The organism is Acinetobacter sp. YH12236, assembly GCF_013417645.1.
Classification (GTDB): Bacteria; Pseudomonadota; Gammaproteobacteria; order Pseudomonadales; family Moraxellaceae; genus Acinetobacter.
The window spans coordinates 1-14,977 of sequence record NZ_VPDM01000013.1 but is presented as its reverse complement, the minus strand read 5'-3'; the positions used below and the strand labels follow the sequence as shown (position 1 = coordinate 14,977).

General features: G+C 41.6%; 12 protein-coding genes and 1 pseudogene. 9 read left to right on the top strand and 4 right to left on the bottom strand.

The features are described 5' to 3' along the window. Window positions 1-124: 124 nt before the first annotated feature. The 3 genes and pseudogenes from FTV14_RS07580 (at window position 125) to FTV14_RS07570 (ending at window position 3,460) form a co-directional block, all read left to right on the top strand. On the top strand, window positions 125-1,366 hold the full coding sequence (locus tag FTV14_RS07580) for an MFS transporter (RefSeq protein ID WP_180053682.1): 1,242 nt from the start codon (window positions 125-127) through the stop codon (window positions 1,364-1,366). 136 nt (window positions 1,367-1,502) lie between these two features. Continuing rightward, window positions 1,503-2,621, top strand: a complete 1,119-nt coding sequence (locus FTV14_RS07575; RefSeq protein WP_180053681.1) for a porin — start codon at window positions 1,503-1,505, stop codon at window positions 2,619-2,621. A gap of 137 nt (window positions 2,622-2,758) precedes the next feature. Then, a pseudogene (locus tag FTV14_RS07570) lies at window positions 2,759-3,460 on the top strand (HAD family hydrolase). Here FTV14_RS07570 and FTV14_RS07565 read toward each other — a convergent pair. Further along, complete coding sequence (locus tag FTV14_RS07565) at window positions 3,457-4,134, bottom strand: DUF421 domain-containing protein (RefSeq protein WP_104426479.1); 678 nt, start codon at window positions 4,132-4,134, stop codon at window positions 3,457-3,459. The pseudogene FTV14_RS07570 and the gene FTV14_RS07565 sit on opposite strands and share 4 nt — an antisense overlap. A 478-nt stretch (window positions 4,135-4,612) precedes the next feature. On the opposite strand from FTV14_RS07565, the gene FTV14_RS07560 reads away from it, so the two are divergent. From FTV14_RS07560 to FTV14_RS07550, 3 genes are all read left to right on the top strand, one after another. Beyond that, complete coding sequence (locus FTV14_RS07560; protein ID WP_180053718.1) at window positions 4,613-5,299, top strand: carbonic anhydrase; 687 nt, start codon at window positions 4,613-4,615, stop codon at window positions 5,297-5,299. A gap of 142 nt (window positions 5,300-5,441) precedes the next feature. Further along, window positions 5,442-6,485 carry a molecular chaperone DnaJ gene (locus tag FTV14_RS07555; RefSeq protein WP_180053717.1) on the top strand — a complete coding sequence of 348 codons (1,044 nt, stop codon included), beginning with the start codon at window positions 5,442-5,444 and terminating at the stop codon, window positions 6,483-6,485. Between the two features lie 68 nt (window positions 6,486-6,553). Further along, window positions 6,554-6,934: an endonuclease domain-containing protein gene (locus FTV14_RS07550; RefSeq protein WP_180053680.1), complete on the top strand. Its 381-nt coding sequence runs from the start codon at window positions 6,554-6,556 to the stop codon at window positions 6,932-6,934. A gap of 100 nt (window positions 6,935-7,034) precedes the next feature. On the opposite strand, the gene FTV14_RS07545 is transcribed toward FTV14_RS07550, so the two are convergent. The 3 genes from FTV14_RS07545 to FTV14_RS07535 form a co-directional block, all read right to left on the bottom strand. After that, window positions 7,035-8,120, bottom strand: coding sequence for a nucleotidyltransferase (locus FTV14_RS07545; protein WP_180053679.1), 1,086 nt, complete (start codon window positions 8,118-8,120; stop codon window positions 7,035-7,037). Next, window positions 8,033-8,584 carry an SLATT domain-containing protein gene (locus FTV14_RS07540; RefSeq protein WP_180053678.1) on the bottom strand — a complete coding sequence of 184 codons (552 nt, stop codon included), beginning with the start codon at window positions 8,582-8,584 and terminating at the stop codon, window positions 8,033-8,035. The genes FTV14_RS07545 and FTV14_RS07540 overlap by 88 nt, the downstream gene beginning before the upstream one ends. 120 nt (window positions 8,585-8,704) lie before the next feature. Continuing rightward, on the bottom strand, window positions 8,705-11,599 hold the full coding sequence (locus FTV14_RS07535) for a valine--tRNA ligase (RefSeq protein WP_180053677.1): 2,895 nt from the start codon (window positions 11,597-11,599) through the stop codon (window positions 8,705-8,707). A gap of 175 nt (window positions 11,600-11,774) precedes the next feature. Here FTV14_RS07535 and FTV14_RS07530 point away from each other — a divergent pair, with 175 nt between their 5' ends. The 3 genes from FTV14_RS07530 to FTV14_RS07520 all read left to right on the top strand — a co-directional run bounded on the left by FTV14_RS07530 (window position 11,775) and on the right by FTV14_RS07520 (window position 14,817). Next, window positions 11,775-12,470 (top strand): hypothetical protein, encoded by a 696-nt coding sequence (locus FTV14_RS07530; protein WP_180002252.1) that lies wholly within the window; start codon window positions 11,775-11,777, stop codon window positions 12,468-12,470. Beyond that, complete coding sequence (locus tag FTV14_RS07525) at window positions 12,470-13,276, top strand: SDR family oxidoreductase (protein WP_159122835.1); 807 nt, start codon at window positions 12,470-12,472, stop codon at window positions 13,274-13,276. The genes FTV14_RS07530 and FTV14_RS07525 overlap by 1 nt, the downstream gene beginning before the upstream one ends. A gap of 266 nt (window positions 13,277-13,542) precedes the next feature. Then, complete coding sequence (locus tag FTV14_RS07520; RefSeq protein ID WP_166138439.1) at window positions 13,543-14,817, top strand: glutaminase; 1,275 nt, start codon at window positions 13,543-13,545, stop codon at window positions 14,815-14,817. Window positions 14,818-14,977 lie beyond the last annotated feature (160 nt).

The window sequence follows — 14,977 nt, the reverse complement described above, 5'->3', positions numbered from 1 at the left end:
ATCCTGAAACGTATTTTTCTTTATTTTTGATCATATTAGACTGTTGTAAAATCTGGATCATTGGCAAAATGTATGGCGATGATGGATGCTTTTAGCATTTTTACCTTAAGGACCTGCGCTGAATATGCGGAATACTTATATTTTATTGTTTTCCCTATATTGGGCACAGGGGCTCCCGGTCGGGTTTATGACCCATGCCTTGCCGGTCATTCTGCGGGCTGAAGGCGTATCTCTGGCACATATTGGTGGCTTTGGCCTGCTCATGCTGCCATGGTCGATAAAAATCTTCTGGGCACCTTTAGTTGATCGCTATGGATCAAGATCCAGAGGCCATTATCGAAGCTGGATTATTCCTTTGCAATGGCTTTCTGTCGCTGTGCTGATAGGACTGTCTTTTTTGCCGATCCAAGCTTTAAACCAGCCGCTGTATCAGCTGATCTTTTTTATCACGTTGTTAGTGATGAATGGGATCGGTGCTACTCAGGATATTGCTACAGATGGACTGGCAGTCAATATTCTGAAAAATGAACAGCAACACTGGGGTAATACCTTTCAGGTGATTGGCTCCCGCTTGGGCTTTATTGTTGGAGGCGGGGCAATCCTGTGGTTACTCGATTTTTTGCATTGGCAGATAACCTTTTTACTGCTGGCAGCTCTGGTCTTTCTGAATACTTTACCGGTGTTATGGTTTAAAGAGCCGGATCATCAAAAGATGGTTTCTTCATCATCTGAAAAATTACCTGCTCGGACTAGAATCAAAGCTTATTTTCAATATTTTTTAGCTGATTCTACCTTGGCGACATGGCTGCTGGTTTTACTGACCTTTAAAGTGGCAGATGGTCTGTCTGGGCCCTTATTAAAACCTTTGATGGTCGATTTGGGACTGAGTTTTAGTCAGATTGGTATTTATGTCACCATGCTTGGTGCTTTTGCAGCATTAATTGGCGCAGGGCTAGCAGGCTGGTGTTTGAAATACTGGTCGCGCAGCTGGAGTTTAATGATTTTCTCTATTCTGAAAATACTCAGTCTAATTGCTTATGCCTGGCTGGCTGCACAATATGAAGCCCAGAACAAAGTAGCAAACTGGATCATTTATCTTATCAATGCTGCCGAGGATATGATATCGGCCATGCTCCTAGTGGTTATGCTGACCTTGGTGATGCAATACAGCCGCAAGCATCTGGCAGGAACTGATTTCACTTTTCAGGTCGCCTTGATGGCTACTGTAAGCGGGGGACTTTATAGCCTGAGCGGGCTACTAGGGAACGCTTTAGGTTACCAAAACTATCTAAATTTGATCGTAATCATTGCAATTTTTTGCCTGATTCCTATTTTCCGATGGATGAAAGTAGCGAAAAATATTTAAAATCTCTTATGAATAAGTAAGTTAATTGACTCCCCACCTAAAGTATTAAAAAGAATATGTAAATATTTTTTTAATAATTTTGTAATATAGGCGCCGTGTGTATTATTTGTAACAAAATAAGTTAAAGGATTTTTTAATGAAAACTAAGTTAGCAACAGCAATCGCACTCAGCCTTTTAGCGGGGACTACATTTGCAGCACCAACTTTCTATGGTGAAATTGATGCAACAGTAGATTACTTACCTGAAGACAATGCCAGCGGTAACCGTGATGTTGTGGAATTAAATAGTAATAACTCATTTATCGGTATTAAAGGTGATGAAAAACTGACTGATCGTTTAAGTGGTCTTTATCAAGCTGAATTTACATTCTATGTAGATAATGGGGGAAGCAGCGATACATTTGTTCCACGTAACCTTTTAGTCGGTTTAAAAGATGAAAAGCTGGGTACAGTAAAATTGGGTAAAATCGATACACCTGTGAAACAGCTTTCTGCGGTAGTTGATACGTTTAATAACTATATTGCAAATAGAGCTGACGTAAATGGTATTTTTACTGGTGAGAACCGTATTGATAACGTTGTAGTTTATGAAGCTCCAGCACTCGCTGTAGGTGAAGGTAAACTTAAAGCAACTACACTTTTGGCTACGGGTGAAGCTAGTGGTATCAGCTCTTCTAAAGGTGGTGCTAAAGTTGCAGGCCGTGGTTTAGGCGATGCATGGTCAGCATCTGTAGTATATGACAGTAAACCTGTAGTTTTAGGTCTTGGTTATGACAAAGCGATTCCATCAAACTTTGCAGGTCGTGGCTTTGTAAATGCTTCTGCTCCAGAAGTAACAGGTGGGGTAGCAGGTAGTGCATTCGCAGCAGCCAACACTGTTCGTGCGATTGGTCGTGTTAACCTTGATGGCGGTCTATCTCTACGTGCTCTATATCAAACTTCAGAAGTTGAAGAGGTTGCGGGTAATGATGCTGCAGCTACCATCATTGATGATGCACAAGGCTGGTTAATTGGTGCTGAATACAACCTGCCAAATGCAAAAAACTGGACAGTTAAAGGCCAATATAGTCAGAACACGACTGAATTTAACAATGGAACAGCTGATTACGAAGCACAGCAAATCTTGTTAGGCGCAGACTATGCATTCTCTAAACAAGTTAAAGCATATGGCTATGCAGGTGCCTTATTCCTTGAAAGAGGCGCAGCTGAAACTAAACAACCAGTAGTTGGTACAGGTATTGAATACAAGTTCTAATTTTAGAACAAAATAAAAGCGGTGCTCCGGCATCGCTTTTTTTATGTCTGAAACAACAAAACTTAGCAATTTTAGGTCTAATCCTGAAAGTTCCTAGCTGTTACCATGACAGAAAACTTTCAATTCCTTTTTAAATTATGACCATTCAAGCTGTTCTATTCGATCTCGACAATACCTTGACGCACCGTGACCTGACGACACAGGCCTATAGCCGTTATCTGGCGGAGTATTATGCTTCGGCACTAGCACAGGTTGAGCTTGAGAAAATTATCGAAATTGTACGACGCATTGATAATGGCGGTTATCCGAAAAAGGAATTGCTGACTCATGGCAGTATTGGCGCTTCAGCTGCATATGCATTGTTGCAGGAATTATCCTGGTTAACTCCACCAGATCTAGAGGAGCTAGCGCAGTTCTGGTTCAGCGAGTTTGGACGTTTCGCCGTAGAGATGCCGCAAGCAGGGCAAGTATTAAAACAGCTTAAAACTGAAGGTTATCGCTTGGCCATTGTATCCAATGGCGGACATGAGACCCGATTAAATACCATTCGCGGTTTAGGTATTGCAGAGTATTTTGATGAGATTGTCAGTTCAGGATTGGTCGGCTTTAATAAACCGCAACCGGAAATTTTCCAGATTACCGCAGAGCGTTTAGGCGTGCGTCCATAGCAGTGTCTTTATATTGGTGATCATCCTGTCAATGATATTCAAGGCGCAACAGCCGTAGGTATGCATGCTTTGTGGATGCAAGGTTTCCATCCGGATGCCGGACATATTCAATATAAGATTCAGCAATTACCAGAAATCTTTGATCATTTGCAGCGGCTTAAGCAGCTTTAAGTAATCCGGTGACTATTCATGGCTTTTGCCCATTGGTGAGAATGACAGCGTGGACAAGTTTGTTCCGCTTCTTTTAAATGCTGGACTTGACCGCAATAAATACAAGCATAAAGCTCTTCTGGCTTGACTTCTTTGACTATGCAGCAGGATTTAGGGAAAAGCGGGAGCCCATGCCGAACATCATCTGGATGGAAATATAAAATGCTGAATTTACCGTCAGTTTCCAGTAAACCCAAACGAACCTGACCTAAATGTTCAATGCCTTGCTGACGCATCTCAGCAAAGAATTCATCGTGGGACATTTTGCCTTTTTTAATTTCATCAATGACCAGTAAACCATCTTCCACAATATGAATCGGTTTGCCTTCGAGCAGGTCTTCAAACCATTGAAATTTCATCATGAGCCAGGTGGTCAGACGATACAGGAAAATGATCACCGACATGATCAGCGCTGCCTGGATCAAGGGGAGATCTTCTGTAAACATCGGATCGCCAGCAATGGAACCCAAAGCAAGAATGATGGTGACTTCAAAGATCGAAAGTTGTCGTACCCCACGTTTACCTGTCAGCCGTAGAAACAGGATAATCATCGCGTACATCACTACACAGCGCAGCAAAATCTCTGTGGCAAATTCCCAGGTCGTATCATTTATAAATATGGTGGCCCAGTCCATTGTTATTATTCCAGATCACTCTTTGTTACGAGTCTATCAATCTCGGCTGTTAGTTTGCTGCTGTAATTGTGTAAGTTTTTGAATAAAAATAAATTATGTTTTTTGAATGTGATTGCTATGAGTGAAAGATATAGCGATTTTAAGAAAATAAGATAGATATTTCATGTAAATATTGATTGATTATTCAACAGATTAAATTTGAACCAGTTCACATTTTACTCTGTGTGATTTTTAATCAGTACAAATAATATCCTACTGAAATATATCAAGATAAAATCTGAGCAATTTCCTAGGAATAATGAGCACTATTTAATGATTTGTAATCAAATAACTTGATAATTATAAATTTCTGTATGTTGTGCCCTGAAAAATATAGCGATTAGATCAAGCTAAAAATCTGTTTTTTAAATTAAAAATATTGATTTTGACTTCCAAGAAAGGATGTATTGTGAAAAAGATATTCACGCTTTTAACGGTTATGGGCTTAAGTACAGCGGTATTTGCAGATGCAGACTGGAACTATGATCAGCCTGAACAATGGTCGACTCTAAACCAGAAATATTCAGCCTGTAATGGACTGAACCAGTCACCAATCAATATCGAGCGAACAGTCAAAGCCGAACTGGAACCGCTCAAGTTTAGCTATAACACTATGATTCACACAATTGAAAATAAAGGTCATACCGTTCAGGTAGACTTTGCTCAAGGCGGAGAATTACAGCTGGATGGTGAAACTTTTGTGCTGAAACAGTTTCATCTACATAGCCCAAGTGAGAACCTAATTAAAGGCAAGAGCTATCCTCTAGAGATTCATTTTGTCCATGCCAATACTCAAGGTGAACTTGCTGTAGTGGCGATGATGTTTGCGCAGGGTACAGAAAATCCGATGCTTAAACGTATGTGGAATCGCTTGCCGAAAAAGCAAGGTGAAAAAGTCGTCTTGAAAACTCCGCAACCTGTAAATGAGATGTTGCCTAAGAATCTGGATTATTACCGCTTTAGTGGTTCGCTGACGACACCACCATGTTCTGAAGGTGTGCGCTGGTTGATTTTGAAAGAGATCCAACAGGCCTCTGCGACACAGATTTCAGAATTTTCCAAGTTAATGGGTCATCCAAATAACCGTCCAGTGCAGTCCTTAAATGGCCGTGTGGTACTGGAATAACAAAAATCTGGATGAAAAAGCTGACTTAGTTCTGCTTTTTTTAATTCTGATACAAATTTCAATAGCCTAAGGTCAAAAGAACTTTGTGGCGAAAGCTGAACGAATTAATATAGATAAGATTTCCTTGGGTCTTTCTGCTGCCATGCTCTTTGACTTAAAAACCATGATCCAGCCATTCACAGCGCTTTCGCCACAGCAGAAGAAGCTGGATCGTCTGATTGATAAAATCGAACAGCAGAAGCTGGAGTTAAAACAATGGCAACAGGCTGAAGAAGACCTACAGCAATATACGCATAAAACTTTCATGCCGGTCTATCATGAATTACATGGTGTGCTGTTTGAGCAGCTCGAACAGCTCTGGAAGCACTTGCAGGAAACAGATTTTACCAAGGTCGAGTTGGTAGTACTGGATCAGAAGATTCAATACCTGGCAGATTATCTGCAAGATTCTCAGGCGATGTCAGCGCAAGAAGCCAATAAGGTCAATGAAATCTTCATCTATTATCAGCAACGCGCTGAACATGCTCAATTCAGAAAAAGCCAAAAAAAGACCAATGAACTGGAAAGGTTTTTTAAGAATGAAAATGTCCCAGATCCGGCTGATGTTGAGGGATTTGAAGAATGGGCCTCTGATCATTTTCAGCATATCCGCGAGCAGGCCAAACTAAAACGCCAGCAGGAAAAGCAGGAACAGGCAGCCGCAATGGCAGAGCAGTCAGTGAAATCGGTATATTTAAAGATTGCTGCAGCGATTCATCCGGATCGTGAAGCAAATGACGTAAAGAAGATTAAAAAGACTGAATTGTTGCAACGTGCCAATGAGGCTTATGCAGAACAGGATTTGTTTGCCTTACTAAAAATGCAGCTTCAGATTGAGCAAGATCGAGATCCTTCGCAAAAGAGTTTAAGTGCAGAGCAAGTCAAGCTGTATCAACTGGCTTTGGATGTGCAGAGCCAGAAGTTACAAGAGCAGATTGATGCATTGATCAATCGATTGGTCTGGTCATCAAAAACCAGAATTGCAGTCAAAAAGGCAAAAGGTAAGGTTCAAATTGCTGATCTGTATAAACAGATTGATGAAGATACTTCCACTATCAAGCAGCAGATTAAGGTCGAAAAAGAACGCCTGATGTATATCAAAAAGGTAAGTGGATTAGAGATGTTTTTAAGGCGTGGGATGCTTTAAGGTTTTTCTACCTCTTCCTTGGGGAGAGGTTATAAAATCTGCTAATCTCACAAAAAATAAAAAATACCATGAACAAAAAGCTTTCTCCTCAACTTTTAATTTTCGCCAAATTCATGCGCCACACTGCCACCGATGCTGAGCACCTCATGTGGCAAATCCTTCGTGCCAAACGTTTTATGAATCTTAAATTTCGTCGTCAGCATGTGATTGAGCCTTATATTGTGGATTTTTACTGTCATGAAATTGGTTTGGTGATTGAGTTGGATGGCAGTCAGCATGGAACGGATGATGCTATGGAATATGATGCTGAAAGAACCAAGTTTTTGGAGGCTTTGGGTTTGAGAGTTGTGAGGTATTGGAATAATGAAGTGTTGTTAGAAACTGATGATGTATTAGATGATTTATGGAAAGTGTGTTTAGGGCTTAAAAGTAAAAACACCTCTCCCTAACCCTCTCCTAAAAGGAGAGGGAATTTCATTACTAAATCCATGCAAGCATTAATTCAAATGACGCTCCCTCTCCCTATGGGAGAGGGCTGGGGTGAGGGTACTAGATATGGACACTTACATGATCACGAGCGACACATACTCCATTTTTTATAATGTAGCATTCAACCCAATGTTCACCACAGAAACTAGACTTTTCCTGAAGGCGAGAATCTTTGTGCTTTCCGAAAGTACTATCTTGTAATGCACCACGTTCTTGATTTTTTGCTACGGCAGCAGGACCAATATTACGTACCTTCCACTTGACTTGATATGGTGGTTCTACATCTGTATCCCTGATGTGGAACTCCAAATTTCTACTTATAGGAACTTTATAATTAGACAAAGCTTTCTTAAGCATTTTCCAAGTTATTGATTCCTGACTAATAGAGTAATCAATAGATAGATAATTTCTAATATCAACTTTTCCATTATAAGCATATTCAATAAATTGTTCGTTAGGAGCTTTCTTACGAACAAGGAAACTCTCGTGAAGTTGCTCTAATTCTTCTTCTGGGAAGTTCACCCCAAATACTTTTGACCATTTTTCATTAGCAAGAGATTCATCTTCTAAAGCTTCAAGGCATAATTGATAAGCTTTTTTGATTTTTCTATGATTTTGCCACGAACCATGTACATTTTGCTTACTACCTGGTGCTTTCCAAATTTTTTGATCAGGTGAAAGCTCGTATTGGTCAAATAAATATTTAAAAAAGTCTTTTACTAACTCACCATACTTCTTATAACTAATATCTTTATATTCTTCAGTTTGTGTAAGAAAGTTAAAAACTAAAGTATCAATCCAAAGACCTGAACACTTGGCACCAACATGGTTTTTCCAAGAGCGCACCATCCGACATAAATGACGGTAAGTATCATTTCCGTATTCTAAATTTAGTGTACGAGTGGCTTCTATTTCAAGCTTAGGTTTTGTTTTTCGCCAACGCCCCCCATTATTAGTATCAGGAAATGTATACACATTGAGATCTAAGCTTCCATCTTCATTTTTATCTAAATAGAAAGTCGGTAAAACTTCGATTCGAAATCCGTCTAAATCGATTCCTACGATTTGACCATCTGCTTTGACTTGTTCATTGTTATAGACAGTTTGAATAGCTTTTTTAACATCTTTAATTCTTCTGTAAACCATTGAGTATTAATTTTTTTTGTCCAAAACATTTTAATATGAGCGTACCAATCACTACCAAAAATATGCTTTTCAAAAGCTAATTTTTGTTGTTCATCATTAAGCTGATGCATTTGATCTATATAGGAATCTAACTGATTGTTATTAGATGCTTTTACTGCAAAATAAAGACTTTTAAATTTTTTTTCAACTTCTTGAAGAGCTAAAGCTCCATCTAAGTAATTTTTATCGTCATATTTTGAAATATATACACAAATTACACCTGCTATTATTCCAGTCACTACGAGCGCGGTAATAGCATTAAGGTTTTGGTATGCTAATAATAAGATGCCCAAAATAACACCACCCACAGTCAGTCTTGTACTTGTTTTAGTAGCAATGTCGTAGGTAGAAAAGCATTTATCTTTGCCATAACTTGTAGCATAAGCATAGGTTGCAATTTCGTGTAATAGCTCGTCTTTTGTCATGTAATTCAGGTATTTATTGTGTTACACGTTTTATGGTGATTAGTTCTACAATTTCAATACTAATTATTACAAAAAAACCCTCACAAAGAGGGTTTTTTTGTGAATCAAACTAACAACACATTAAAGCGCCGCAATCTGCTCCATATTTGCTTTAATCTTCGCTAACTGGTCAGCAAATTCAGCCAGTTTCGCACGTTCACCTTCAACTACAGCAGCAGGAGCTTTTGCCACGAAACCTTCATTCGAAAGTTTGTTGGCAATCTGGTCATGCTGTTTTTGAACCTTGTCTAAGTCCTTTTGTAGACGACCCAATTCCGCTTTAGGATCAATCAAGCCCTTCATTGGAACGAATACAGACACGTGACCAACGACTGAAGATGAAGAGAGCGGAGGTTGCTCGCTGTCGCCTAAGAAGGTGATGCTTTCAACTTTCGCCAATGCTTTGAACAATGCTTCAATACGCGTGATCTGTGCTTTTTCAGCTTCAGTGGTGTTCTGAAGAAGAACTGGTAACAGACGCGCATTACCTAAGCCCATTTCACCACGGATGTTACGTACCGCACCGATCAAACCTTGCAGCCATTGCATATCTGCTTCAGCCTGTTCGTTGATCTTCGCTTCATCTGCAACAGGGTATTGAGCCAGCATGATAGTTTCGCCAGAGATCCCCAGTTTAGGAGCAAGCGTTTGCCAGATTTCTTCAGTCAGATACGGCATGATTGGATGCGCAAGACGTAAAGATGCTTCCATCACAGCCAGTAACACACGGCGAACTTCAGCTTTACGCTCTTCAGACACGTTTTCATCATTCAGAACTGGTTTGGTCAGCTCAACATACCAGTCACAGTATTCATTCCAGATGAACTCGTAGATCGCTTGTGCAGCCAAGTCTAAACGGTAAGTCGCGAAGGCTTGCTGAACTGCTTGTTCCGCTTTTTGCAGACGGCTCACGATCCATTGTTCTGGCAATTCCCAAAGATCAGGACGAGCAGTTTGACCAACCGTTTGACCTTCAACATTCATCATCACGAAACGGGTACCGTTCCAGATTTTGTTGGCGAAGTTACGGTAACCTTCAACACGTTTCATGTCGAACTTAATGTCACGGCCAGTGTTGGCAAGCGCACAGAAGGTAAAACGAACTGCATCCGTACCGTAAGCCTGAATACCTTCTGGGAATTCTTTACGGGTTGATTTTTCAATCTTCGCTGCCTGTTTAGGGTTCATCAGACCGAAAGTACGTTTTTGTACCAAGGTTTCCAGATCAACACCATCAATCAGGTCTAATGGATCAAGTACGTTACCCTTAGATTTAGACATTTTCTGACCTTCACCATCACGTACCAGACCGTGTACATACACAGTTTTGAATGGTACTTGTGGTGTGCCATCTTCATTTTTCATGAAGTGCATGGTCATCATGATCATCCGGGCAACCCAGAAGAAAATGATGTCGAAACCAGTGACAAGAACATCAGTCGGGTGGAAAGTATTCAAGAAATAGTTTTCTTTATCTTTCGCTTCGTCGCCAGTCCAGCCTAATGTTGAGAATGTCCACAAACCAGAAGAGAACCAGGTATCCAGTACATCTTCGTCCTGTTTCAATTCAACTTCAGGTGCAATACCGTGTTTCGCACGAACTTCTTCTTCGTTACGACCGACAAATACATTGCCTTCAGCATCGTACCAGGCCGGAATACGGTGACCCCACCACAATTGACGCGAGATACACCAGTCCTGAATGTTATTCATCCATGACATGTACATGTTGCTGTACTGCTCAGGAACGAACTTGATACGGCCATCTTTAACCGCTTCAATTGCAGGTTCAGCCAGTGGCGCAATTTTTACATACCATTGGTCTGTCAGTAATGGCTCAACGATCACACCTGAGCGGTCACCGCGAGGTGGTTTTAGTGTGTAAGGTTGGATTTGGTCTAACCAGCCTTCAGCTTCTGCTTGCTCAACCAGTTTTTTACGTGCTTCAAAACGCTCTAAACCAATGTAGTCTGCAGGCGCAGGGATGGTTTTAGAAATCTGTTCGCCCGCTTTCGCGATGTATTCAAACTCAGCCAGAACTTCGGCATTTTTGTTGAAGATGTTGATTAGTGCCAGACCACAGCGTTTACCCACTTCATAATCATTGAAGTCGTGTGCAGGTGTAATTTTTACACAGCCTGTACCGAATTCTTTTTCAACATATTCGTCAGCAACAATGGCAACGGTACGGCCAGTAATAGGCAATACGATATTTTTACCGACAAGATGTGCATAACGCTCATCTTCAGGGTTGACCGCAACCGCAGTATCACCGAGTAATGTTTCTGGACGAGTGGTTGCAACGACAATATGGTCTTTGCCATCTTGAGTGCGAAGCGATTTATCTTCAAAGAAATATTTGAAGTGCCACAATGAGCTTTGTTCTTCTTTATCAGATTCTACTTCAAGGTCAGACAGGGCGGTTTGCAGTTTAGGGTCCCAGTTCACCAGACGTTTGCCGCGGTAAATCAGGCCTTCTTCATGCAGTTTCACGAATACTTCTTTAACCGCGTTGGATAAACCTTCATCCATGGTGAAGCGTTCACGTGACCAGTCTACTGAAGAACCCAAACGACGGATTTGACGGGTAATGTTACCGCCAGACTGTTCTTTCCATTCCCAGACTTTTTCGATGAACTTTTCACGGCCCAGATCATGACGACTTACGCCTTGAGCACCTAACTGACGCTCAACAACCATCTGAGTTGCGATCCCCGCATGGTCAGTACCTGGCTGCCATAAGGTATTTTTGCCTGACATACGGTTATAACGAGTCAAGGCATCCATGATGGCATTGTTAAAACCATGACCCATGTGCAAGCTACCAGTGACGTTTGGCGGCGGAATCATGATACAGAATGATTCACCTTTTTGAGACGGCTTGAAGTAACCGCGCTCTTCCCAGGTTTGGTACCATTTTTTCTCGATCTCGGTCGGATCGTAGGTCGTAGCAATATTTTGCGCTGAATCAGTCATAGTCTAAACAGATCAAAAGTGGATAAAAAATTGCATCTATTGTAGCAAAAAAATCAAGGCATGCGGCAGCTTAACCAAAAGCAAACTTTCGCCAATTGGCAGTTGCCTGAACTCAACGTATGATAGATTGATAAAAACGCGACTCATCGCAGACGATTAAAAAAAGGATAACAAGATGAGCTATAGCATTTCTCTCAAGATTCACCCCGATACCCATCAACGCTTTAAAGACCTGCATTCCCGATTTAATGCCGGTGAGCAGGAAAGCCTGGCCAAACTGCTCGGTGAAAATCTGGCCGATATTGCCTGTGAAATTATTGACCAGATTTTTGGTCGTGTGGTGCAGCTCTCTAGCTCCCCAGATCAGGAATCCGAAAAAGTCATTCAACAGATTTTAGAAACGACTCGCAAATATATGCCATGGTCGGTTTCTTTCTTTGGTAATGATCGGCTGATTCCTATGGTGAACTATCTGTACAAGATGACCCATGAAAATGAAGATGGATACTTTGTTCGCTATCCGGTAGAACGCATGCTGATCACGGAACTGCTGGGCTGCGTGGAGCAGATGAAAAGTGGCAATAACCAGTATGTCTCACCGGCATTGAAAGCTTTTATTCAGGTGGTGGATCAGGGTGTGACGCATCTGGTGCGTGAACCAAAAAAGATGCTGAAATTTAATGTGGTGGTGGATAAAACATTGAATGGTGTGATTCACCTGACCACACAACTGGGTTATAAACGTTTTGATAAACTCGGTAGCCTCTATGATGCGGATACCATGAGTTATTATTTTGAGCAGTTGCTGGCATTTCTGGAAGATGAAATGCCGCCAGGAACACATTCATATAAAGAGGGTGACAGGATTTAATGGCAAAACTAGAAAATTTACAGGGAAAAGTAGTCTGGATTACCGGAGCATCTTCAGGAATTGGTAAGGCACTGGCTGAAGAATGTGCTGCCCAAGGTGCACAGATAGTATTGACTGCACGACGTTTGGAAGAACTGGAAAAAGTCCGTTCAGGACTGGTGAATCCTGATCAACACATCTCAGTCGTGGCCGATATTACTGATGAAAGTCAGGTACGCACGGCTTATGAACAGGTGCTGAGTGAGAAAGGCCGCATTGATTGGCTAATCAATAATGCCGGACTCAGCCAGCGTGCCCTGATTCAGGAAACCACCATGCAGACTGAACGCGCCATTATGGAAGTCGATTATTTCTCTCAGGTGTTTTTCACCAAAACAGTTTTACCGACATTTTTAAAACAGAAATCTGGCCGGATTGCTTTTATTTCCAGTGTGGCCGGCCTGCTTGGAACTCAATATCGGGCGTCTTATTCAGCAGCCAAAGGCGCGATTCATATGTGGGCGAATAGCCTGCGCGCTGAAATGGCAGATCAGGGTATTCAGGTATCCGTGATTTTTCCGGGCTTTATTAAAACCAATGTGTCTTTTAATGCCTTAAATGGGGAAGGCAAACCTCAGGCCAAGCAGGATGAAGCGATTGAAAATGGCCTGGAACCGGCTGATTTTGCCCGTCAGACTGTAGAAGCATTGAAACGTGGCGAAGAATATATCGTGGTGGGTGGCTCTAAAGAAAAACTAGGTGTTTTAGTTTCACGTCTATCGCCAAAAGTGTTGTATAAGATGATTCGCAAAACGAAAGTGAAATAATCTGCCTGCAAGATCAAGCTGGTTGTTATCGGTTACAGGTTTATTGCTCCATAGAAATAGACCTGTAATCTGAAAATAATGTGCTCATCTTTATTCTCTTCCATTTTTAAGATTTCTTATCTTGTCCAATGAATTCATTTATTTTTTCTATCTCTTTTGCCCATATCCCATTTTCACAACATAAAACTGCATAAAAGTAGCAAAATCGTCTTCAGTATTCAGTTTTAATAAAAATGATATAAAAGATTGAGATGGGAACATTTGCCATGAAAACGCCGGTACCGGATTATTTGAATCATGTGCTTTCTGCTTGTCATGATAATAAAAAAGGCGCACTGGCAGATTACATTCCTGAGCTCGCGTCGGTTAATCCTGACAAGCTCGGACTTGCACTATCGACCGTAGACGGGACCATTTATTCTGCCGGGGATGATGACGTTGAATTTACCATGCAGTCTCTTTCCAAGCCTTTTGCCTATGCGCTTGCAATCAAAGAGCTAGGGCTAAAACAGGTTCTGGAAAAAGTGGGTGTAGAACCTTCGGGAGAGGCCTTTAACCAGATTTCGTTAGAAAAAGAACGGAATATTCCCAAAAATCCGATGATTAATTCTGGCGCGATTACCACACATTCTCTGATTCCTGCCAAAAAAACAGTATCACGTGCTGAACAGTTACGCCGTTTTCTCAGTGGGCTGGCTGGACGTGAATTGTCCTTTGATGAGCAGGTGTATAATTCTGAGATTAAAACGGCTTTTCGTAATATGTCGATTGGCTACATGCTACGTACCGTTGGTGTGCTGGATGAAGATCCTAAAGAAATCGTACATGGTTATATCAAGCAGTGTGCAATTAAGGTCACCGTCAAAGATCTGGCGGTGATTACCAGTATCTTGGCCAATGGTGGTGTGCATCCCAAGACAGGTAAGCGCATGCTGGATCGGGCTTTAGTCCGGCAATTGCTCAGTGTCATGCTGACCTGCGGTATGTACGATGCTGCTGGGGACTGGCTGACCACAGTGGGTATTCCTGCCAAGAGCGGCGTGGCAGGTGGCATTATTGGAGTGCTGCCAGGGCAAGTTGGGATTGCGGTATTTTCTCCGAAAATTGATGAGCATGGTAATAGTGTACGTGGGGTCAGAATCTTTGAAAATCTGTCGCACGATATGGGACTGCATCTCATGGAAGGTACGCCGTCAGCACAGACCATTTTGCAAAGTCGTTACACAGTGGGGAAAAAGAATAACGTCGTGGTTTATGAACTGCGTGGCGTATTGCAGTTTACCGAGTCTGAAATGCTGCTACGCATTTTGCAGGATGAACCTGAAGGTAAAAGTACCATTATCCTCGATTTGACTAATCTCACTTTGATGCATGATGTCGGTGCTCGAATGCTGTTTGAAGGTGTAGATCGTTTAAAACAGGATGGACATAAAGTACTAGTCGTAGATTCAGAAGGTTTGCTGGATAAGGACCAGTTGAAGGGTAGAAAAAGGGTGGTGGTGACGGAGGAGTTGGAGAAGTTTTTGGAAAGGTTCAAATGAGACCCCTCCCTTGCGCAGCAGTGCTGCTTGTATCTTGATTGATATAGTGATTAGCTACCACTATACGCAAATTGTAGAGTTTGGAGTGCTGCTAAAATCTTAAATTTGAACCTGAGATAAAACCTACAATTTGCCCTTATCCCTCATACAACTCTGAACG

What these genes read in the sequence shown, in the direction of transcription:
- FTV14_RS07580 (WP_180053682.1), top strand. Translation starts at nt 125, where the DNA reads ATGCGGAATACTTATATTTTATTGTTTTCCCTATATTGGGCACAGGGG.
- FTV14_RS07575 (WP_180053681.1), top strand. Translation starts at nt 1,503, where the DNA reads ATGAAAACTAAGTTAGCAACAGCAATCGCACTCAGCCTTTTAGCGGGG.
- FTV14_RS07565 (WP_104426479.1), bottom strand. Translation starts at nt 4,134, where the DNA reads ATGGACTGGGCCACCATATTTATAAATGATACGACCTGGGAATTTGCC.
- FTV14_RS07560 (WP_180053718.1), top strand. Translation starts at nt 4,613, where the DNA reads ATGGGCTTAAGTACAGCGGTATTTGCAGATGCAGACTGGAACTATGAT.
- FTV14_RS07555 (WP_180053717.1), top strand. Translation starts at nt 5,442, where the DNA reads ATGCTCTTTGACTTAAAAACCATGATCCAGCCATTCACAGCGCTTTCG.
- FTV14_RS07550 (WP_180053680.1), top strand. Translation starts at nt 6,554, where the DNA reads ATGAACAAAAAGCTTTCTCCTCAACTTTTAATTTTCGCCAAATTCATG.
- FTV14_RS07545 (WP_180053679.1), bottom strand. Translation starts at nt 8,120, where the DNA reads ATGGTTTACAGAAGAATTAAAGATGTTAAAAAAGCTATTCAAACTGTC.
- FTV14_RS07540 (WP_180053678.1), bottom strand. Translation starts at nt 8,584, where the DNA reads ATGACAAAAGACGAGCTATTACACGAAATTGCAACCTATGCTTATGCT.
- FTV14_RS07535 (WP_180053677.1), bottom strand. Translation starts at nt 11,599, where the DNA reads ATGACTGATTCAGCGCAAAATATTGCTACGACCTACGATCCGACCGAG.
- FTV14_RS07530 (WP_180002252.1), top strand. Translation starts at nt 11,775, where the DNA reads ATGAGCTATAGCATTTCTCTCAAGATTCACCCCGATACCCATCAACGC.
- FTV14_RS07525 (WP_159122835.1), top strand. Translation starts at nt 12,470, where the DNA reads ATGGCAAAACTAGAAAATTTACAGGGAAAAGTAGTCTGGATTACCGGA.
- FTV14_RS07520 (WP_166138439.1), top strand. Translation starts at nt 13,543, where the DNA reads ATGAAAACGCCGGTACCGGATTATTTGAATCATGTGCTTTCTGCTTGT.